13 protein-coding genes are annotated in these 19,742 nt (G+C 55.0%); 12 read left to right on the forward strand and 1 reads right to left on the reverse strand.

All coding sequences use genetic code 11. The features are described from left to right. The first annotated feature begins 971 nt into the window (after positions 1–971). The 12 genes from AC3G2T_RS36680 to AC3G2T_RS36735 all read left to right on the forward strand — a co-directional run bounded on the left by AC3G2T_RS36680 (position 972) and on the right by AC3G2T_RS36735 (position 18,612). The gene (locus AC3G2T_RS36680; RefSeq protein ID WP_488438543.1) at positions 972–3,590 is read left to right on the forward strand and encodes a DUF5704 domain-containing protein; all 2,619 of its coding nucleotides are present in this window, start codon (positions 972–974) and stop codon (positions 3,588–3,590) included. Between the two features lie 35 nt (positions 3,591–3,625). Continuing rightward, entirely contained in the window at positions 3,626–4,321 is a 696-nt protein-coding gene (locus AC3G2T_RS36685; RefSeq protein WP_488438544.1) for a WXG100 family type VII secretion target, read from the forward strand. Then, positions 4,314–4,955 carry a hypothetical protein gene (locus AC3G2T_RS36690; protein WP_488438545.1) on the forward strand — a complete coding sequence of 214 codons (642 nt, stop codon included), beginning with the start codon at positions 4,314–4,316 and terminating at the stop codon, positions 4,953–4,955. Before AC3G2T_RS36685 ends, AC3G2T_RS36690 begins: the two co-directional genes overlap by 8 nt. 13 nt (positions 4,956–4,968) lie before the next feature. Beyond that, a complete protein-coding gene (locus AC3G2T_RS36695) occupies positions 4,969–5,592 on the forward strand; it encodes a pentapeptide repeat-containing protein (protein WP_488438546.1) in 624 nt (207 codons plus the stop codon). Between the two features lie 312 nt (positions 5,593–5,904). Further along, positions 5,905–6,675, forward strand: a complete 771-nt coding sequence (locus AC3G2T_RS36700; protein WP_488438547.1) for an SDR family NAD(P)-dependent oxidoreductase — start codon at positions 5,905–5,907, stop codon at positions 6,673–6,675. A gap of 19 nt (positions 6,676–6,694) precedes the next feature. Next, complete coding sequence (locus AC3G2T_RS36705) at positions 6,695–8,020, forward strand: alpha-L-fucosidase (RefSeq protein WP_474680173.1); 1,326 nt, start codon at positions 6,695–6,697, stop codon at positions 8,018–8,020. Continuing rightward, positions 8,017–10,755: a hypothetical protein gene (locus AC3G2T_RS36710; protein WP_488438548.1), complete on the forward strand. Its 2,739-nt coding sequence runs from the start codon at positions 8,017–8,019 to the stop codon at positions 10,753–10,755. Before AC3G2T_RS36705 ends, AC3G2T_RS36710 begins: the two co-directional genes overlap by 4 nt. A gap of 16 nt (positions 10,756–10,771) precedes the next feature. After that, on the forward strand, positions 10,772–13,168 hold the full coding sequence (locus tag AC3G2T_RS36715; protein ID WP_488438549.1) for a glycoside hydrolase family 95 protein: 2,397 nt from the start codon (positions 10,772–10,774) through the stop codon (positions 13,166–13,168). Beyond that, the gene (locus AC3G2T_RS36720; RefSeq protein WP_488438550.1) at positions 13,165–14,217 is read left to right on the forward strand and encodes a sialidase family protein; all 1,053 of its coding nucleotides are present in this window, start codon (positions 13,165–13,167) and stop codon (positions 14,215–14,217) included. Before AC3G2T_RS36715 ends, AC3G2T_RS36720 begins: the two co-directional genes overlap by 4 nt. Positions 14,218–14,331: 114 nt before the next feature. Then, positions 14,332–16,503, forward strand: coding sequence for an MGH1-like glycoside hydrolase domain-containing protein (locus AC3G2T_RS36725; RefSeq protein ID WP_488438551.1), 2,172 nt, complete (start codon positions 14,332–14,334; stop codon positions 16,501–16,503). Positions 16,504–16,550: 47 nt separating this feature from the next. After that, entirely contained in the window at positions 16,551–17,618 is a 1,068-nt protein-coding gene (locus tag AC3G2T_RS36730; protein WP_488438552.1) for a sialidase family protein, read from the forward strand. A 103-nt stretch (positions 17,619–17,721) separates the two neighbouring features. Continuing rightward, positions 17,722–18,612 (forward strand): helix-turn-helix domain-containing protein, encoded by an 891-nt coding sequence (locus AC3G2T_RS36735; protein WP_474680179.1) that lies wholly within the window; start codon positions 17,722–17,724, stop codon positions 18,610–18,612. Positions 18,613–18,785: 173 nt separating this feature from the next. On the opposite strand, the gene AC3G2T_RS36740 is transcribed toward AC3G2T_RS36735, so the two are convergent. After that, positions 18,786–19,352, reverse strand: a complete 567-nt coding sequence (locus AC3G2T_RS36740) for a hypothetical protein (protein WP_488438553.1) — start codon at positions 19,350–19,352, stop codon at positions 18,786–18,788. Between the last annotated feature and the right edge of the window lie 390 nt (positions 19,353–19,742).

Consider the following 19,742-nt stretch of genomic DNA (forward strand, 5'->3'; position numbering starts at 1 on the left):
TTCTTTTGTTCATCAGGAGTTAATTGGACGGCATACTCTCGTTTTTTCATAGTCGATTCCTCTTTTTTCTTCGACTATATCATAATTTCCACATATTGACTATTTTAAATCTGATGCTGTACTAGTGCTTTTGCCATCTTTGTGGACGTATGCCTACCCAGTGTCAATTTATTTGGAGGAAAGTTCACATGATGTAACAATTGACATTACTTCAACTGCTGCCACAACCGGTATTCGGTACCGAACTGTCGGGTGGATGATTCATAGTGCTCCGGCATGTTCAAGTGGCAATTGCAAGCCGATGGATCTAACCGGTACTGTAGTTTATAACAATGCGGCGAATATAACTCAATTTCCGAATACGCCAATCCCTGGCGAACCGGTAAGAACTACCTTTAAATTTGACGGAGCTACGGTCGATCGGGATTTTTTCGACAGCTTTGACTCTGTCCTGCAGCCGGGGCAACCCATCTATTTCAGCGCAATCATGGAATCGTTCAATGCATCAGATGGGAGTATAAGGCGTGGCCCCTTTTTATACACTTCAAGAAATTAAACGTGCGGAACCATGGGCCCACCCGGATGATCTTGATGATTATTATGATATACCGGCAGCGTATACGCCATATGAACCTTTAACCGTAGAAAGATATTTGGTTTCAGCAGACGGAACCACGAGAACACTCATTGATACAGTGAAGACCGAAAATGTGTACCGTTATTTGGAAAGTGTGACTTACAACCTTCCTCCTGCTTATGATCACAATGGACAAACGGTCCCGATTTCAAAATCATATATTTACCCCACGATGGATCCGAGCAACATCAAGTTTCCACAAGTGATAGGGGATGCTCACTTAACAAACCGAAATATAACGATGAATATCGGCGGTACCACCATTGTTGCCGAATACCGACCGGCGGCAGCCGGTCTAACGGTAAACGTTCCTGCAGGCTGCTTGAGTCCTGCTATGAACACAACTAAACAACTGACGGCCACTTTAACGAAGCCGGATGGGACGACTCAAAATGTTTCAAGCAGCCCGAACACGACATGGTCGAGCTCCAATCTAACAGTAGCTTCCGTGAACTCAAGCGGATTGGTCACGGCAAGTTCGGCAGGCAGCGCTACGATCACAGTGCGCTATGTCGATCCAGCGGCAGGCATTGATCAAACGGGCACCGCATCGGTGACGGTATCCAGCAGCTGCGGGTCTCAGCCCGGGTGTATCCCGCAAATCGGCCCCCCGGCCAAAGGAACGATCAATCAGGCCGCCGTCATGGACCCGGCGACAAGCGGCGTGCTTCTCGCGGATATGCGGGATGCGGAAAGATTCGATGTGTTAAAAGGAATCCCGACTTCGGAAAGCCTCTATGCGAACGTGTTGGGGCTGAATTATTTATTTCAAAATCAATTTGCGAATATGACCGGCGAGGTGTCGTATGCGGTTGAAGTGACCAAAACATATGTCTGGACGGTAGGCGGCGGGGAAGGGGCGCCACCGGTCCCTATGGAGGAAACCGTAACCGAGACCATGACCGTCAAACGCCCGTATACCTACTGGCAAATCGACAACTTGGAAGTCTATGGGTTAGAGAAGTCCACGATCACGAATTATGCGCTCGGCGGCTATCCCAATGAAACGGTTCAGTTGGATCCCCATGGCTATACGGCACCAACGCTGCAATCGGATAATAACGATGATGTAAAGGCTCATGTTCTCCCCGCTACTTGCAGCGGGGTCAATCTGGGGACAGGCGGTGGCCCGCCACCCGGAGGTACGCCGCCGGAGTTTCAATCAGCAGCTGAGGACGCCGTGGGCCGCAACCAGGTGAACAACGACCTGGTCGTGTTTAACGGCGTTACGATTATGGAAAACGCCCAGCATCCGGATCAGGGTCAGACGCCTGGAACGATCCCGCAGCCAACGATGATCGGCCGGGATGTGCTGTACGGCAATGGCTACTTCGTCAGCAATTCGCTCGTCAACCGGGCGGACCAGCCGACGACCGGCACGATCTATTACCCGCTGATCCCGGGGAATGTCAAAGGCGGATCGGATAAAGATTATCCGATCAATGGCATCAATCCGGTGACGGTTCATACACCGGTGGTCATGTACCCGTCTGTGACCGACGATCAGGCGCACAACGAAAAAGTCGTGCCCACCGCAGGCCGGGCGGCGGTCATTTTGGATCGGCCGTTCACGGTGTTCGTGCCGACGACCGGCCAGCATGACGCGTACCCCGGCTTCGGCGGGTATGGGGTCACAAACGGGTACGGCGATTACGCCAAGTACACCGCCAACAAGCAAGTCCGCTTCGAGTTCGACGTCTGGAATGCGGACAAGTCGGCGTACATCGTAGCCGGTACATGGGTCGACATTCCGGTGAATCAGCCGGACATGACGTTCATCATGCCGACGTGGATCGATGAAGGCTTTTATACGGTTCATTTTCGGTCGATTGCGATCAATGCGCCCACTGACTTTACGACACAAACGAGCGCCAATTTCGATTGGCCGAATCACGTAGCGACGAACACGATCCCGGTAGAGGTGATCGGCAGGCTGTACGATTTTCATATCACGGATATCGGCGACTACGACTGGCAGTACGTCTTCCGCACGAGCGACGGCATCTCGCCGACAGGCGTTTCGTACTGGACCGGCACGAACGATATCGACGGAAGCCCGCGGGGCAACAGCTATCCGTATGTGCTGCCGATTCGCCCGGGAAGCCACCCGTTTCCGGGCTACAACCATACCGTGTCGATCAAGACCGGGTATCATTTCAAATTCGATTTGAAGACGAAGGGGAACATGTTCGGGCGCCGGGATGGAATTCGGATCACGCCATCGTTTTATTTTGTGAACAAGGATGGAACGGGGCGCATTCCGGTGGATTTATACTACCACGCCTACTCGGAGAAGCCGGTGAGGTATTTTGTAAAAGTCGGATCTGCGGACGACAAGCAGCAGCGGCATGTGCTGCTGAACGACACGATGCGCAATGTGCCGGGCGAGGAGCTCGCCGATACGGCTGCGTATGTGGCGGACAACTATGGGATGAGCGATTTTTTGTACCGGGCTAAGCGCAAGTCGTGGGTCGGCAACGCCTACGCATGGTTCACATCGCCATGGCTGACGCGGACGATGATCGGACCGAAAACCGGCGTGCCGAGCACGGTCGATCCACAGCGGGCGCTGGCTTCGATCCAGCACTGGTATGGCGAGTACAGCTTGCCGGCGGCTCCTTATGTGGTAGCAGCGGGCACGAACATCGCGGAGTACGGGAGAACGCATGGCGGGCTGGACGATCATTCGCCGATCTTTTTGAAGGATGGGTACATCATCGTGAATTTCAACCTGGAGAGCATCAAGAACGCCGATTATGCGAATCCCTTTTTGCGCTATTACCGGCTGCCCGGGGAGAACGTGCCGCTGGACAACCAATGGCAGATGGAAGGATTCAGCAATACGACGACGGATAAATACGGCAACACGTTCACGCTGATGGATGGCGATGTGGCGTTCTATCACGGGGATTTGTCCAGTTATGACGATTTTGGCGCGAGGGTAACGCATTAAAAGAGCTTCGGTCCACTAACGAAAGGGGAACTTAGGTGCAAATACGTGTAGACACATCGACGCTGCGAGCCACGGCAAGCGAGCTTTATGCGACGATCGGGACACTGGAGCGCATCCAAAGCCAGCTTCGCGGCGCGATGAACGGGCTCGCAATGTCCAGCCGCCAGCGGTCCGATGTGGACAGCGGCTACCAATCGATTGACCGGATGCTGCAGGACCTGCGCTGCGAACTGCAGCAAATCCAGGACTTCACCACGAAAAAAGCGAATCAATTCGATGAGGCGGACGGGAAAGGTAAAGCGATCACAGCCGGCGGTATTCTTTCTTTTGTGAAGAATGCCGTCAGCACAGGGCTGAGTTTTCTTTCTCCGATTAGCAATACCGCGAAGGTGATGTCGGCATTATTTGATCATGTTTATGCAGATATAAGTCAAGCGAATTTGAAGGAACTGGGATTGACAGCACTTGAAGCCTACGCGACAATGGTGAATACGAAAGCCAAGCTGATGGATTATGTAGAAGGAGAAATTGAGGAGTTTTTCCAATCTACAGTGGCGGGCTCATTTCTTCAGGGTGCAGGCAATGCGGCTTTAAGCAATGCGACAATGGGAATAATAGAGAACGAAGCCATCACCGAGCATCCGAAAGCCTATTTGGCGGGGAAGATCGTCGGAGATATCGCTTCTATGGTAGGAGCTGCTGGGGGAAGCAACGATAGGCGGAGTGGGTGAGGTCATCGGAACCGCTCTGGACGGCACTTTAGTTGGCGTCGTACCGGGCGTGGCCTTAAATATTGCCGGTGCGGTTGTCATCGGCCATGCCAGCTCCATGGCTTTTCAGGGTGCGAAAAATCTAGGCAAAGATAGCAGTGATTTGGTGCAGAGCTTTAAGAGCGATTCTTCCGGGGGGACGGGGAAAGGTAATAAACCTAACCTCTATGATAAGGATGGGAATTATACTGGAGGAAGAACTCAAGCAAAGTTAGACGAATTGGCACACGATCCGGCTCATGCAGGTTCCACAAGGCAGATTGATATTGATAAAGGAAACCATGAGGCAAGGGTCGGGTTAGAACTAGAGCAGGCAAGAAAACTAGACGGGCCTATAACTAGAGATCCATCTGGAAAGGCGGAATTTATAGATGCCAAAGGGCAAGCGTGGGATGTTAAGTCATTTAATTCAAATTATCCGCCCAAAAAGGGAGGTTATAAACTTTCAAGCGCCATGAGGTCAGTTAATAACTCTCTAAGTGAAGGTGAAAATGTAATACTTGATGTCTCAAATTTAAGTATGGAGAACAAAGCAGAGCTTTTGCGAGAAATTTCAAATCAAGGTTTAATGGATAAAATAGTTGTATGGCCTTAGGAGGTGGTAGTAAATGGATCTATTTACAAAGTTAAAGAAATATACTGAATTTTCAATGGGGCTATCCAAAGAAGTGTGCGAACTTATTTATCAAGATACTTCTTTTGATGGAATAGTATTTACGGGATATGATTTGAACAATAGCAGTTTTTTAGAAGTAGTATTTAATAATTGCGACTTTTCAAAAGTATATTTAAGCGGAGCATCGCTATGCGGCAGCACCTTTAATAGCTGCAAATTTTCGGAAAATGTATTTAGGAAAGGTAAGGCTGATTATTCGAGTTTTAATTCAACAGTTCTCAATAACTTAGATTCATTTAGAACTACTTATTATGAATCTCAATTTTACGACGTGAAAGTTTCCCATTCCAAACTTGAGCTAACTTATATGGATGACTCAACATTTTCAGAAGTAGAATTTGAAAACACAGAGTTTCTATCATCAACATTTAATAATTCAACTTTTAAGAATGTAAAATTTACCAATTGTCACTTTGCGAATACGAAATTCCAAAATATCATTGGCTTTGGTGAAGCACATTTTATAAATTCAAGTATTACAATAAATGGAGAGCTGAAAATTGGCTTATCAAGCCACGAGATGAAGACTTTATTAGAATCTAACATTTCTCACTGACTGCTGTACTTTTTGCAACTCCTACAACCGGATGCACAGAACAACCCAAAAAACAAATATTTGAACTTTCAAAGGCTTATTCCAACTTGAATCATGAGTTAGGAGTAGGCCTTTTTTGCATACCCCCGCACTAAAGGCGAAGGATGTAATAATTGGAAGGTGAAGTGCGCCGCCCTATATTTTTGATGAATTCGCCCTATAATCGGCTTCGGACTTTCTTGTAAACTGATCAAGAACTCGATGCCGCCGGTCGCAAGCAGCGCGCAGAAGCCGGGCACGGGTCGTTAGCGGATCGTCAAAGGGGAGAAAAGCATGCGGTTGGAGCGCAAGGTGGCCGTCGTTACCGGCGGGGCTTCGGGGATCGGAGAGGCTGTCGCCAGAAGGTTCGCCGAAGAGGGAGCGAGTGTGGTTATCAATGATATCGCCGAAGATGGGGAACGGGTCGCCCAAGAGATCGTCCAGGCGGGCGGGAGGTGCATGTTCGCCCACGCCGACATACGCGTCGAGTCCAGTGTGATGGATTTGATGGAGGCGGCCGAAGGGCGTTTTGGCGCTCTGCATATTCTCGTAAATAACGCGGGAGTCAGCGGCAGCGCGAACGTCGTGACTTCCGGCGAGGCGGAGTGGGATCATGTGATGAATTTGAATTTGAAAAGCGCATGGTACTGCTGCAAGCACGCGATCCCGATCATGCTGAAGCATGGGGGAGGCAGCATCGTCAATATCGGCTCGACCCATGTGTCGCGCACGCAGAAAAATCATTTTCCGTATCACGCTTCCAAAGCGGGCATGCTGGCTATGGCCCAGGGGATTTGCGTCGATTTCGGCGGGCAGGGCATTCGTGCGAATACGGTCAGTCCAGGGTATATCGAGACGCCGATGGCCGAGAACTACATGAGAACTTATCCGAACCGGGAGCAAAAGCGCAGCGCGATGCTGGCGGCTCACCCGCTGGGGCGATTCGGGAAACCGGCGGATGTCGCGAATGCGGCGCTGTTTCTCGCTTCCGATGAGGCCGCATTTATTGCCGGGGCGAATCTCGTCGTGGACGGGGGCCGGTCCGTTTTGCAAGTTTTTGATTAACGAAGGGGGAGAGAGATTGATGTTTGAAGTTGAACCGACGGCCGGAGACAGCGGATGGTTTACGCACGACCGCTTCGGCATGTTCATCCATTGGGGGCTGTATTCGCTGGCGGCGAGGCATGAATGGCTGCAGTCCAGAGAGCAATCGAGCGGGGAAAAGTACCGGAGCAAATATATGAACAAATTCGATCCCGACCTGTTCGATCCGGAATTGTGGGCGCAGCTCGCCGCTGGCGCAGGCATGAAGTATGCGGTGGCGACGGCCAAGCACCATGAAGGATTTTGCCTGTGGGACAGCAAGCTGACCGATTACAAGGCGCCGAACGCGCCGGCCGGTCGCGATTTGATCAGGCCGATGGCCGAGGCGTTCCGCAGCCGGGGCTTGAAAATGGGTTTTTATTATTCGCTGCTCGACTGGCATCATCCGCATTATACCGTCGACACGAAGCATCCGCTGCGGTTCGACCCGGAGGCTGCCGGCTCCGAAGAAAGCGGGGCGAAGGACTTTTCCATGTACCGGGAATATTTGTACGGACAAACGAAAGAGCTGCTGACGGAATACGGCAAGGTGGATCTGCTGTTTTATGACTTTTCGTTCCCGGCGGAAAAAGGGCTGCCCGGCAAAGGGAAGGACGATTGGGGCAGCGAGGAGCTGATCAGGCTTGTCCGTTCGCTGCAGCCGGACATTTTGCTGAACGACCGGCTGCAGGTCGGCGGCGATATTACGACTCCGGAGCAATATTTGCCGACCCGTTGGGTGAATATCGACGGCAAGCGCGTCGTCTGGGAGACGCCGCATACGTTCAGCGGTTCGTGGGGGTATTACCGCGATGAGGAATCGTGGAAAAGCGTCGATATGCTGGTCAAAATGCTGATCGATATCGTGAGCAAGGGCGGCAACCTGCTGCTGAACGTCGGCCCGACCGGGCGCGGCGAGTTTGACGAGCGCACGATAGACCGCCTGAAAGGGATCGGCGAATGGATGAAGCGCCACAGCCGTTCCATCTACGGCTGCACGCAAGCGCCGGACGATATCGGGTGTCCGCAGGACTGCCGGTTGACCTACAATCCGGCAAGGAACCGGCTGTACGTTCACGTATACAGCTGGCCTTTTAAAAGCATTCATCTGTACGGCATGGCAGGCCGGGTGGAGTATGCGCAGCTGCTTAATGATGCATCCGAAATCCGGTTCAAGGAAGGCTTCGTGGCAAGCGGCATCGAGAACGGGGCGTATAAAGAGGGCAGAGACGAAGGTACGCTGGTGCTGTCGCTGCCTGTCAAAAAGCCGGATGTGACGGTGCCGGTTATCGAGCTGTTTTTAAAGGAAGGGGGCGGCCCGAGATGAAAGCCGTAACGTTGGGCTGCGACCGCAATCCCGCGCCGCGGGTGGAATACGGCATTTTGCAGCTGAAACAGGCGCTGCAGGATTGCGGCTTCGTGGTGCGGACGGAAGAAGGACAGTGGACGCCGGATAATTACCGGTCGGTACAGGGAACGCAGGGCACACAGGGCACACAGGGAACGAAAATTTACATCGGGAACCGGCTGGAGTCCGAATTGCTGCAGCAATTGGAGCGGAGCGAAGTTTTGCTGTACCATACGGAAGCCCCGGAGGGAGAAGGATTTTATTTGGCCTCCTGCCCGGGGGGGCTGCTGGCGGTTTCCGGAGGAAGCGACTCCGGCGCGCTGTATGGCTGTCTGGAGCTCGCGATGCGCATCCGCGCCCTCGGCAAGCTGCCGGGCGATATCGCTTACGGCGATGCGCCGCGCTTTAAACTGCGCGGGCCGGCGATCGGCCTGCAAAAAACGACCGTCGAGCCGCCGCGCCAGACGTATGAGTATCCGCTGACCCCGGCTCGGTTTCCGTGGTTTTACGACCGGGAGTTGTGGCGCGATTTTCTCGATATGATGGTCGGGCAGCGGTGCAATGTCGTTTATTTGTGGTCCGGCCATCCGTTCTCATCCCTGGTAAAGCTGGAGGATTACCCGGAAGCGCTGGAGGTATCGGAAGAGGAATTCGCGCTGAACGCGGAGACGTTCCGCTGGCTCGCGGAAGAAGCGGACCGCCGGGGCATATGGGTCGTGCTGAAATTTTACAACATCCACATCCCGCTGCCGTTCGCCGAAAAGCACGGCTTGAAGCTGCACCAGCCGAAGCCGCTGCCGATTACAAGCGATTACTACCGCAAGTCGATTGCCGCTTTTGTCCGCTCGTTTCCGAATGTGGGGATGATGATTTGTCTCGGTGAGGCGCTGCAGGGGCAAATTTACGGTGTCGAGTGGTTTACCGAAACGATTTTGGCCGGATTGCTGGAAGGGCTGCGGCATTCCGGGGCGAAGGAGAAGCCGCCGATTATTTTGCGCTCCCACGCCATCGAGCCGCAAAAAGTGATTGAAGCCGCGCTGCCGCTGTATCCGAATCTGTACACGGAAGCCAAATATAACGGCGAATCGCTGACCACGTACACGCCGCGAGGCAAATGGCAGGCTATCCACAACCGGCTCGGCTCGCTGCAGACGATTCATATTGTGAATGTGCATATTTTGGCCAATTTGGAGCCTTTCCGCTACGGCGCGCCGTCGTTTATTCAAAAATGCATGCAGGCGGCCCGCTATCGCTTGAAGGCGAACGGGCTTCATTTGTATCCTTTGTTTTTTTGGGATTGGCCGTACGCGCCGGACAGGGCCGAGCCAAGACTCAGGCAGTTGGACCGCGACTGGATCTGGTTTGCGGCCTGGTTTCGCTATGCCTGGAACCCGGACCGCGATCCGGAAGCCGAGCGGCATTACTGGGCGGAAGCGCTGGCCGCGCGGTTCTGGAGCAGGGAGGCGGGCGAGGCGGTTTTGGACGCCTACGAAGCCGCAGGGGAATGCGCGCCCAAATTGCTGCGCAGATTCGGCATTACCGAAGGCAACCGTCAAACGATGAGCCTCGGCATGACGATGAGCCAACTGACGAATCCGGAGCGGCACATGCCGTGGCCGGATTTGTGGGAATCCCAGTCGCCGCAGGGCGAGCGGCTGGAGGAATATGTCGTCCGCGAGCTGAGCGGCGGGACGCATACCGGCGAGACGCCGGCGGATGCGATCGCCGACGCGGAGCGGCACGCCTGCGATGCGGCGGCGGCGATCGAGCGGGCGCAGGCTCACGTCGCCCAGAGCCACGGCGAGTTCGAGCGCCTGACGGGCGACGTGCAGGCGATCCGCCATATGGTGCAGGCGTACGCGCATAAGGTCCGGGCGGCGATCCTCATTTTAACGTATAAGCATACGGTAAAAGGGGCGTATTTCGACCGGCTGGACTTGCTGGAAGAGGCCGCCGTTCATTTGGAGCGCAGCCTGGACAGCTACCGCGAGCTGACGGCGCTCACGGAGCAAACGTATTTGTACGCCAACAGCATGCAGACGCCACAGCGGAAAGTGCCTGTCCGGGGCGGGCTCGAATTCCGGCACTGGACGGATTGCCTGCCTGTCTACGAAACGGAGCTGAACCGTTTCCGGTTTCATTTGGACGAATTGAAGTCCGGCATTTTGCCCGAAGCGCTCAAGCACCGGGAGGAGCCGATCGCCGCCTACCGCGAAGCCCCGTTCACGCTGCATTCCGGGAACGCGGAGACGTACCGCGTGGAGAAGGAGGCGCAGGTGTTCACGGACGGCGATATTCACATTGTCGGCTGCGCGGAGGAATTGCAAGGGCTGACAGGGATACGGTTCAGCCAAATGGAAGCGGGCCGGGGCGGCACGGCGATCGAGCTTGAACTGCATCAGCCTGCGAACGTGCTGATCGGCTATTTCAATTCCAAGGATGAGCAGTGGCTGCAAGTTCCGAGTCTGGAGGAGAACACGCATGCGGACGACCGGGGCGGGTATGCTCCGGTACTGCGCAAAGGTCTGCGCCTGTACGCGTACCCTTCGGTAAATATTCACGCCTTCAGGTATGAAGCCGGGCGGCATACGCTCGATTTTGGCAGGGGAGCTTACTTGATTGCGGGCGTTATCCCCGCCGAACAGGCGCTCCGGCCGCGCGATGTCGAGCATAAAAACGACGGCATCGATACCTTGGACTGGCTGTACGAGTAAAAGTGGAGGGAATCGTATGTCGATGAACAAAATGGCGCTGTGGTATGCACAGCCGGCCGGGTCGTGGTTCGAAGCGCTGCCTGTCGGCAACGGCCGGTTCGGCGGTATGGCGTACGGCGGCGTGGACCGGGAACGCATTCAATTGAACGAGGATACGCTTTGGTCGGGGGAACCCCGGGAAACGGTCAATCCTGATGCGGCGGGTCATCTGGATCGTGTGCGCGGGCTGATTTTTGCGGGGAAATACGCGGAAGCGGAGGCGGTTATCGAGCGCCATATGGGAGGGCCCGAGATCGAATCGTACATGCCGCTCGGGGATTTGGAGCTTATTTTCGATCAAGAAACCGCTCCCTCGGACTATGTGTATACGGACTATCGCAGGGAGCTGGGCCTCACGGAAGGCATCGTGCGCGTACAGTACCGCATGCATGAAGCCGAATATGTCCGTGAACTGTTCGTATCGGCCGTCGATCAGGTGATGGCGATACGTTTGCAAAGCGGGCGCAAAACCGGGTTTACCGCCGTGCTGCACAGCCCGCTGCAGTTCCAGGTTCGCAAAACGTCATGGAACCGGGTGACGCTGTCCGGGCGCTGCCCTGTACATGTTGAACCCAATACGGTCAAAACGTCCGATCCGGTGCAGTATGCCGAAGGGAGAGGCATAGGCTTCGAGCTTCACCTGCTCGCGCTTGCCGACCAGGGCAGGGTGGAAGCGAGCGGCGGGCGGATTCGCGTCAGCGGGACGGGCACGGTCACTTTGCTGCTGGCCGCAGCGACCGGCTACAGCGGCTTCGACCGGGACCCGGCCGCAGCGGGCACAAATCCGGGCGGGCTGTGCGACGCGCGGCTGGACCGGGCCGCAGCGCTCGGGTACGACCGCCTGAAGGAGCGGCATATGCGCGATTACCGCGCGCTTTTCGGCAGAGTATCGCTCGATCTGGGCGGCGGCGATAAGGCGGGAATGCCGACGGATACGCGCATTCGTGCGGTCCGGGAGGGCGGAGACGATCCGGGGCTTGCCGCCCTGTTTTTCCAGTACGGCCGCTACCTGCTCTTGTCCAGCTCTCGTCTGGGCACGCAGCCGGCGAACTTGCAGGGCATTTGGAGCGACAGCGTCCGCCCGCCCTGGTGCGGCAGCTGGACGACCAATATCAATGTAGAAATGAACTATTGGCCGGCGGAAACGGCCAATGCGGCGGAATGCCATAAGCCGCTGTTCGAGCTGATCGAGGACCTGCGGGTCACCGGCCGGAAGGCGGCCGGCGTTCATTACCGCTGCCGGGGTTGGACGGCTCACCACAACATCGATCTTTGGCGGACTGCGACGCCTGTGGGCGGATCGCCGAGCTGGGCGTTTTGGCCCTTGGCCGGGGCGTGGCTGTGCCAGCATTTGTGGGAGCATTACGCGTTCAGCCAGGACGAAGGCTTTCTCAGGCAAGCTTACCCCGCGATGAAGGAAGCGGCGCTGTTTGCCCTGGACTGGCTCGTCGAAGCGCAGGACGGCAGTCTGGTCACTTGCCCTTCCACGTCGCCGGAAAATTTTTTCATAGCCCCGGACGGGCAAAAAAGCAGCGTGACCAAAGGAGCGACCCTGGATATCGCGCTGATCCGGGATTTGTTTGCTCATTGTATGGAAGCCGGCCGCAAACTGGATACCGATGCCGACTTTATAGGGCAATTGGAGCAGGCGCTGCTGCGGCTGCCTCCTTTTCGCATTGGGAAATACGGCCAGCTTATGGAGTGGGACGAAGACTTTGCAGAGTTCGAGCCCGGGCATCGCCACATGGCGCATTTGGCGGCGCTGCATCCGCTGGGCCTCATCACGCTGCATGGCGAGCCGGAGCTTGCCGCCGCCTGCGCGAAAACGCTTGAGCGGCGTCTTGAGCACGGCGGGGCGCATACGGGCTGGAGCTGCGCCTGGATGGTCAATCTATGGGCGCGATTGGAAAATCCGCAGGAAGCCGGCCGTTTTTTGAACGAGCTGCTCGCCGGGCTGCATCCGAATCTGATGAATGCCCACAGGCACCCGAAGGTGAAGCTGGACATTTTTCAGATTGACGGCAATCTGGGCGGCGTGGCCGGCATGGCCGAAATGCTGCTGCAAAGCCACGGCGGTGAAATCCGCCTGCTTCCGGCCTTGCCGCCGGCGTGGAGGAGCGGCAGCGTGAAGGGGCTCAGAGCGCGCGGAGCGTTCGAAATCGCCATCGAATGGGCAGGGGGCCGGCTTGTGCGCGCCCGCATCCGATCGATGGCCGGCAAGCAGTGCCGGCTGCGGACGGCGGAGCGGGTGCAGGTACGGGTCGTGCAGGACGGACGCCGTATCCGAACGGAGAGCTGCGGACCGGGTGTCGTCGCGTTCGGCACGGAAGCCGGACAAATTTATGAAATCGTGCCGGGAGGCGATGAAGCGTGACGTATACCGCTCAAATCAAAGAATTTATTTTCGGGGAGGACCGGCCGTTCCCGAGCTGCCACGCCTCGACGCTGGAGCTGCTCCCCGGCGGGGAAGTGATCGCCGCCTGGTTCGGCGGAACGAAGGAGCAAGCCGGAGACGTGGCGATCTGGACGGCGCGCAGAGGGAAGGATGGCGGCTGGACGCCTCCCGTGAAAACGGCCGATCAAGACGGTCTGGCCCACTGGAATCCCGTCCTTTTTCGAAGAGCCGATGGCTTGCTGTTTCTTTTTTACAAAGCCGGAGCCGCTATCGCGAATTGGGAAACGCGGGTCATGCGTTCGACGGACGGCGGCAGGACGTGGACCCCGCCGGCTCCTTTGGTCGAAGGGGATCAAGGAGGCCGGGGCCCGGTCAAAAATAAACCGGTCGCGCTTCACGACGGCACGATTGCCGCTCCGGCGTCGCTCGAACCCGCGTGGGAGGCGTTCGCCGACCTTTCCGCCGACGGCGGCGAGACGTGGACCCGAAGTGCGCCGGTCCCTTTGGACCGCAGCGGATTTTGCGGCATCGGCACCGGCACCGGCGAGGGCGAGTCCGCGGGCGCGGACAGCAGCGAGGCCCGGGGGGAGAAGCGGGGCCGGGGCATCATTCAGCCCGCTATATGGGAATCCGCGCCGGGCATCGTGCACATGCTCGCCCGCAGCACCGAAGGGGCGATATTCCGCAGCGATTCGGCGGATGGCGGAAGAACATGGTGCCAAGCTTACCCGACTACGCTGCCCAACAATAACAGCGGGATCGACCTGGCGAAGCTCGATGACGGCACGCTGGCGCTTGCATACAATCCGACGCGCCCGGAAAAAGGCAAGCTGAAAGGCCCCAGAACGCCGCTCGTGATTCGCCTGTCGCGGGATAACGGCTTGACCTGGGACGACGAGCTGCTGCTGGACGAAGGGGAAAAGCAGTATTCCTACCCGGCCGTCATCGCAAGCGGGCGCGATTTGTACGTGACGTATACGTGGAAAAGGGAACGCATCGCCTTCCAAAAAATTTCGCTCGGAGATTGAGCAGGATTGCCCTATATATTAGGAAAAAAAAGCCACTATTCGCGCATCGCAGTGTTATATAATGATATGGGATCATTTAACTTCACACCAAGTAGTTGGAAAGGGGCGGATTCATTGCTGACTGGCAACCAATTGGACGAACAATTGCAAGCGGGCAAAAAAACGCTTCGAACGCGACCGGGCGCACTGCTGCTCGGCCCTACCGGAGCGAGGCTGTGGGCGGATTATTTGGATCCCGTTCCCGGATTTGCCGGGAGATTCGATTTTATACACAAGGTTAATATCCCGATGCTGTTTCAAATAGACAACAATTTGACGGAAAGCTTCGAGCCGTGCCGGACCGAATGGTATCCGAGCCATCTGCTCATGGAATATGCGGACAACCGGCTTGCGCTGGTCGAGCGCAAATTTATCGCCTGGAACGACTGCGCCGTTTCCTGCCAGACGTGGACCAACCGGAGCCGTGAAGAGCTTGTGCTGCGCCTGAAAACGTACGGTGACGCGTTCGCAGGAGGGCGCAGCGGAAATACTTTGCAGGGGCTTTTTCGCATCGAGCACTACAGTTTCGATATCGCTGGAGCCATTGCCGTCAGCGATCCCGCAATGCTAACGGAAGTGCGCTTGAAGCCGGGGGAGTCGAAAGCATTCGTCATCGCTGCGGCGCTCGGCATAGCGGGCAAGGACGGCATGGACATGCTGGAAGCCCGGGCGTCGGCCTATGCGGAGTATGGACCCGATGGGGACGGGGTGATCGACAAGCAGCGAGCGGAATACGGACAATGGTTCGAAAAAACGCCTTCGTTCAGAAGCAGCGACCCGGTGCTCGACAAAACGTGGACGTACCGCTGGTTCCTGCTCCGGCACAATTTGGCCGATCCGCAGTACGGGCATTTGACGTATCCGTTGTTTTATGAAGGAAGATCGCACAAAAAAAGCAAGACGCCCTTCGGCAAAGGGGGTTGGGAGTTCAGCAAGCTTATCAATTTGTCCGTGCCGCTTCATCTGATGGACGCCAGATGGCACCATGACCCGGCATACGGCGAAGGGCCGCTGCGCAATATGGCCGCCTCGCCGGGAGAGGGAGGGCTGTTCTGCTGCCTGACGGTAGATACCGTGATGCACGCCTTCGCCAACTTTTCCTGCTGGGCCGCTTACCAGTTGTATCTGGTGCACCGCAACCGCGATGCGATCGTCGAATTGCTGCCTGCGTTCAAAACGCAAATCGCCGAATGTAATCGCATTCATGGGAGCGGGAACGATCATTTGATGATCGAATACAAGCATACGCGGACAGGCAAAGAGTATCAGCCGAGCTTCTGGTATTTTCATCAATTCCCTAGAAACCCGAAGGATAAGGCGACCTACACCCATCTGAAAAGGGTGGACCGCACCGTCTACCATTATTTAAACACGCTGGCGGTAGCCTGCATGTGCGAGCTTGCCGGGGATCCGGAAGCGGAAGCTTTTGCCCGGATGGCCGAGGACATCAAGCAGGACATTCTTGAAAAGATGTGGGATGAGGAGACGCAGTTTTTTTACGATCTCCACTATGAGACCGACGAGAAGGCGCTCGTCAAAAATATTGTCGGCTTTTACCCCGGTTGGGCGCAAATCATCGACGATAGCTATAACGGCATGGCGGAGCATTTGTTGGGCGATAGCGAATTCCGCACGAAGTGCCCGTTTCCGTCGGTTGCAGCCGACTGCCCGGCCTATTCGCCGGATGGGGGCTGGATGGGCCATTTTGTCAAGGGGCGCAACGGCTGCGTATGGGACGGCCCGACCTGGCCTTACACGAACTCGATTGCGCTCGACGCGCTCGCCAAGGAGAGCAAACGGCGGAATCATCAATTTGACAAAGCATTCGGCTATTATTTGCGCGAATATTCGTTCCTTCATTTTATGAAAAGAGATCTCAGCCAGCCCGGTCTTGTCGAGCATTACAACAGCGCTACGGGCGAACCGCTGAGCGACGAACAGGAATACAACCACTCGTTCTATATCGATTTGCTGATTTCGCATGTGGCGGGCTTAACCGTCGAAGAGGATTGCATCGTGCTTGATCCGCTGGATACGGGCCTGGATTATTTTTGCCTGGATTCCGTGAAAGCGGCGGGCAGGGAGCTGCGGATTACATACCGGAAACCGGATACGCCGGCGGGCCCCCCGGATTCTCCGGATCTCATGGATCTTGAAGAGGGCTATCGCCTGTACGTAAACGGCAAGCTCGTGTTTGCGAGCGAAACGTTATGCCGGAAAGAGCTGCTCTGGAAGGAGCTGTCATAGATTGCAAACGTGTGCAAACAGAAAGAAGAAGGGTGGGGCTGTGTGTCATGAGTCGTTATAACGGAATTGTCGCGCAATCGGGAACAGACCCGGCGCTGGAGGAAGCATACCTTCCTACCCCGCAGCCGAGCGACAACCATGCGTCCAATTTGCTGGAGGTGGATAGCGGCGACCTGCTGTGCGTCTGGTTCTCCGGCAGCGGAGAGGGGAATCCCGATACGGATATCATCATGTCGAGGCTGCCGGCCGGTTCCAGGCAGTGGACGGCTCCGGTCAAGCTGTCCGCAGACCGCGAACGGTCCGAGCAAAATCCGGTCCTGTTCCAGGCTCCTGACGGCAAGCTCTGGTTGTTTCATACGTCGAACGAACCGCACAACCAGAGAACGTCCAGAATCGTGTACAGGACTTCAGCAGACCGCGGGCTTACATGGAGCGAAACCGGGGTCATACCCGCCGGGCCCGGCATCTTTTTGCGGCATCCGCCCCTGGTCCTGCACAACGGCGATTGGCTGCTTCCGGCCTACTATTGCCGGCTTGAAGGCCATTACAGCGTCGTCCTGATCAGCTCTGACGAGGGGGCGACGTGGCAGGAGCACGAAGTGCCGGGCAGCCTGCACCGCGTGCAGATGACCGCCGTGCAATTCGACGACGGCACGCTGTTTGCGATGTTCCGCAGCCGGCAGGCGGACCGGATGTACACGAGCGTTTCCGAAGGCAGCGGAAAGACATGGTCGGTTCCGGCCAAGAGCAGTCTGCCGAACAACAATTCTTCGACGCAGCTCGTCAAGCTGCATAACGGCCATCTGGCTTTGATCTACAACAATTCCACGATGGAGCGCGATCAGTTCAGGTGGGTGCAAAGAAAAGGGGAATTCCGCAAAAAACCGCTGCGCACGCCGCTTACCATTTCGATTTCGGAGGACCGGGGCGAGACTTGGCCGTATTTCAGAAACGTGCAGATGGCGGATCTTGAATATAAAGAAACCGAAATCGGTTATTCGTACCCTTCCATTATCGCGACGCGCGACGGCAAAATTCATCTCGCATTTTCGTATTTGCGCCAAGGCATCAAATATGTTTGTTTGACGGAGCAGTGGATCAAGGAAGGACAGTAGCATGTTGTTCAGCCGGAGCGGGGGATGCGCGTATGGCGGGTTCCCGCGTTCCGCGATCGATGGTTCAGCGGATAACAAATACCTGTATTAGAGGGTGATGGTTATGAATGGGAGAATCCAGCATTTAAGCGGCGATCTGTTTTTCGAGAAAGGCATGAACATCTTTTTGAACCGTGAATTGGAATCGTTTACAACGCTGCAGCACAGCCATGATTTCGTTGAAATCAGTTTTGTGGGGGAAGGCTGCGGGTATCACTACGTGGAAGATCAGGTCATACCCGTGAAGCAAGGGGATTTGTTCGTCATTCCGATCGGCACATCGCATGTATTCAGACCGTCTTCGCCGAAGCAGGACAAAATGCTCGTCATTTACAATTGCATTTTCCGCCTTGAGCTGCTGGATTCGTGGAAGCATTTGCTGCAGAGAGATTCCATGACCTACCATACCATACACGATTACGAAAAATGCCAGGAACGGTGGCTGCATTTTCAGGATAAGCACGACACTTTCTCGACGATTATGCAGAACATGTACAGGGAATATTTGAAAAAAAGCACCGGGTTCGAGACCGTTCTCACCGCCATGCTGATCCAGATGATGGTGCTGATGCAGCGTTTTGAGATGATCAATGAAATGGAAACGGTTTCGTTTAAAATGTTCGATGAAGTCGTTCATTTCATCAAATCCCGGTACACGCACAATTTGACGGTGCAGGATGTGGCCGATTACTTTTTTTTAAGCGCCAGCCATTTTCAACGATTGTTTAAAAAATCGACCGGATTGTCGTTCACGCAATATTTGCAAAACGTGCGCATTCAAAAATGCTGCGAGCTGCTAAAATCCACTGATATACCGATTTATCAGATCGCCAATCAGGTCGGGTATCAGGATATGAAGTTTTTTCACGCCCTTTTCCGCAAAAAAACCGGGGTGACGCCGAGGCAGTACAGGCAAAACTTCCAGGAGCTCGATGAAACGGACATTTCCTGCTAGGCGTCCGACGGGCGGGTGGGGCTGCTGCTTTTTTCAGTAGATAAGAAAGTATATGTTTTATACTTTTGCTTCGCATCTACTTTGATAAACGCGCTCGTCCCAGAAGGACGACGGAGTCGTTTATCCTTGACATATAAGAATTTATATGTTCTCGGGTTTTGGCAAGCGTAGATTCAATGAACACCGCGGCCCGGCGTAATGAAAGAGGTATCGCGCACTTTTCTAACGCCATCAGGACGTTTTTTGAAAGACATGTTCTTTTGACATCCAAAGATTGTAGTGCTGGTGTTGTGCAATGGCTCTTTCCTAATAAGCGCCTCTCCCGGCGCGGGTTGCAGTGCTGTACGGCGGGTGGTCATGCGGTGGCTTGGTAGGGAGAAAACCTGCAAAAGTGCAGGTATTTCCTGCGAAATTGGCTTGTTTTGGCGAAAAACCTGCAAAAGTGCAGGAATTTTTGCTGAAAGTGAGTCTGTGTCCATGTGTTCGGTGAAAAGCCTGCATTTTTGCAGGAATTGTTCATGGCCAATGATAAAGGACACAAATTCATGTATTTTTGCAGGTTTTCTTCGTGCAGGTAGGCAGGCTGTGGCAAGGATTTTCGATAATGGCAAAAAGCCTGCACAAATCAGGCTGTTGAGAAAGTCTAACGGGTTTCCTCTTAGATCAATTTTTATGTGGGGGCACTCATCTCGAAGAGAAAAAATTGATATAAAACGATCTGAGAGGGGTATTTGGCTCATGCTTTTGGTGCTTTTTTTGAGCAGCCGGGAAAAAAGGGGGTTTCTCAACAGCCTGACAAATGCAGGAATGTATCGTCTTCAGCGTATGAACGAAAGAAAACCTGCACTTTGCAGGCTTTCTTTCTCCGCGTAGCCAGACAGCAAGGCGTTCAGGCCATCCGGCTCTGCGCGAGTTCCACTGCCTGACTTTCGCAGATTTTACGTGCTCAACAAGTTTTTTGAAAGTCTCTTTTTTGCAGGTTATCTGCGAATGGCTAGTGATATTGGTCATTCATGGGTTTTTCATGCTATGCCGGCATCCTCAAAAGACCTCGATGGAGGTTTATCTCAGGGACAGATTATTGGGGTACGGGGCTGACCATCGCGATGGAGCAGCTCTTTTTGCGGTAT

This window comes from Paenibacillus sp. sgz302191, assembly GCF_057749925.1.

Excerpts from the sequence above, each read along its gene's own strand:
- AC3G2T_RS36705 (WP_474680173.1), top strand. The coding sequence starts at position 6,695 with ATGTTTGAAGTTGAACCGACGGCCGGAGACAGCGGATGGTTTACGCAC.
- AC3G2T_RS36695 (WP_488438546.1), top strand. The coding sequence starts at position 4,969 with ATGGATCTATTTACAAAGTTAAAGAAATATACTGAATTTTCAATGGGG.
- AC3G2T_RS36680 (WP_488438543.1), top strand. The coding sequence starts at position 972 with ATGAACACAACTAAACAACTGACGGCCACTTTAACGAAGCCGGATGGG.
- AC3G2T_RS36735 (WP_474680179.1), top strand. The coding sequence starts at position 17,722 with ATGAATGGGAGAATCCAGCATTTAAGCGGCGATCTGTTTTTCGAGAAA.
- AC3G2T_RS36710 (WP_488438548.1), top strand. The coding sequence starts at position 8,017 with ATGAAAGCCGTAACGTTGGGCTGCGACCGCAATCCCGCGCCGCGGGTG.
- AC3G2T_RS36740 (WP_488438553.1), bottom strand. The coding sequence starts at position 19,352 with ATGAGCCAAATACCCCTCTCAGATCGTTTTATATCAATTTTTTCTCTT.
- AC3G2T_RS36700 (WP_488438547.1), top strand. The coding sequence starts at position 5,905 with ATGCGGTTGGAGCGCAAGGTGGCCGTCGTTACCGGCGGGGCTTCGGGG.
- AC3G2T_RS36715 (WP_488438549.1), top strand. The coding sequence starts at position 10,772 with ATGTCGATGAACAAAATGGCGCTGTGGTATGCACAGCCGGCCGGGTCG.
- AC3G2T_RS36730 (WP_488438552.1), top strand. The coding sequence starts at position 16,551 with ATGAGTCGTTATAACGGAATTGTCGCGCAATCGGGAACAGACCCGGCG.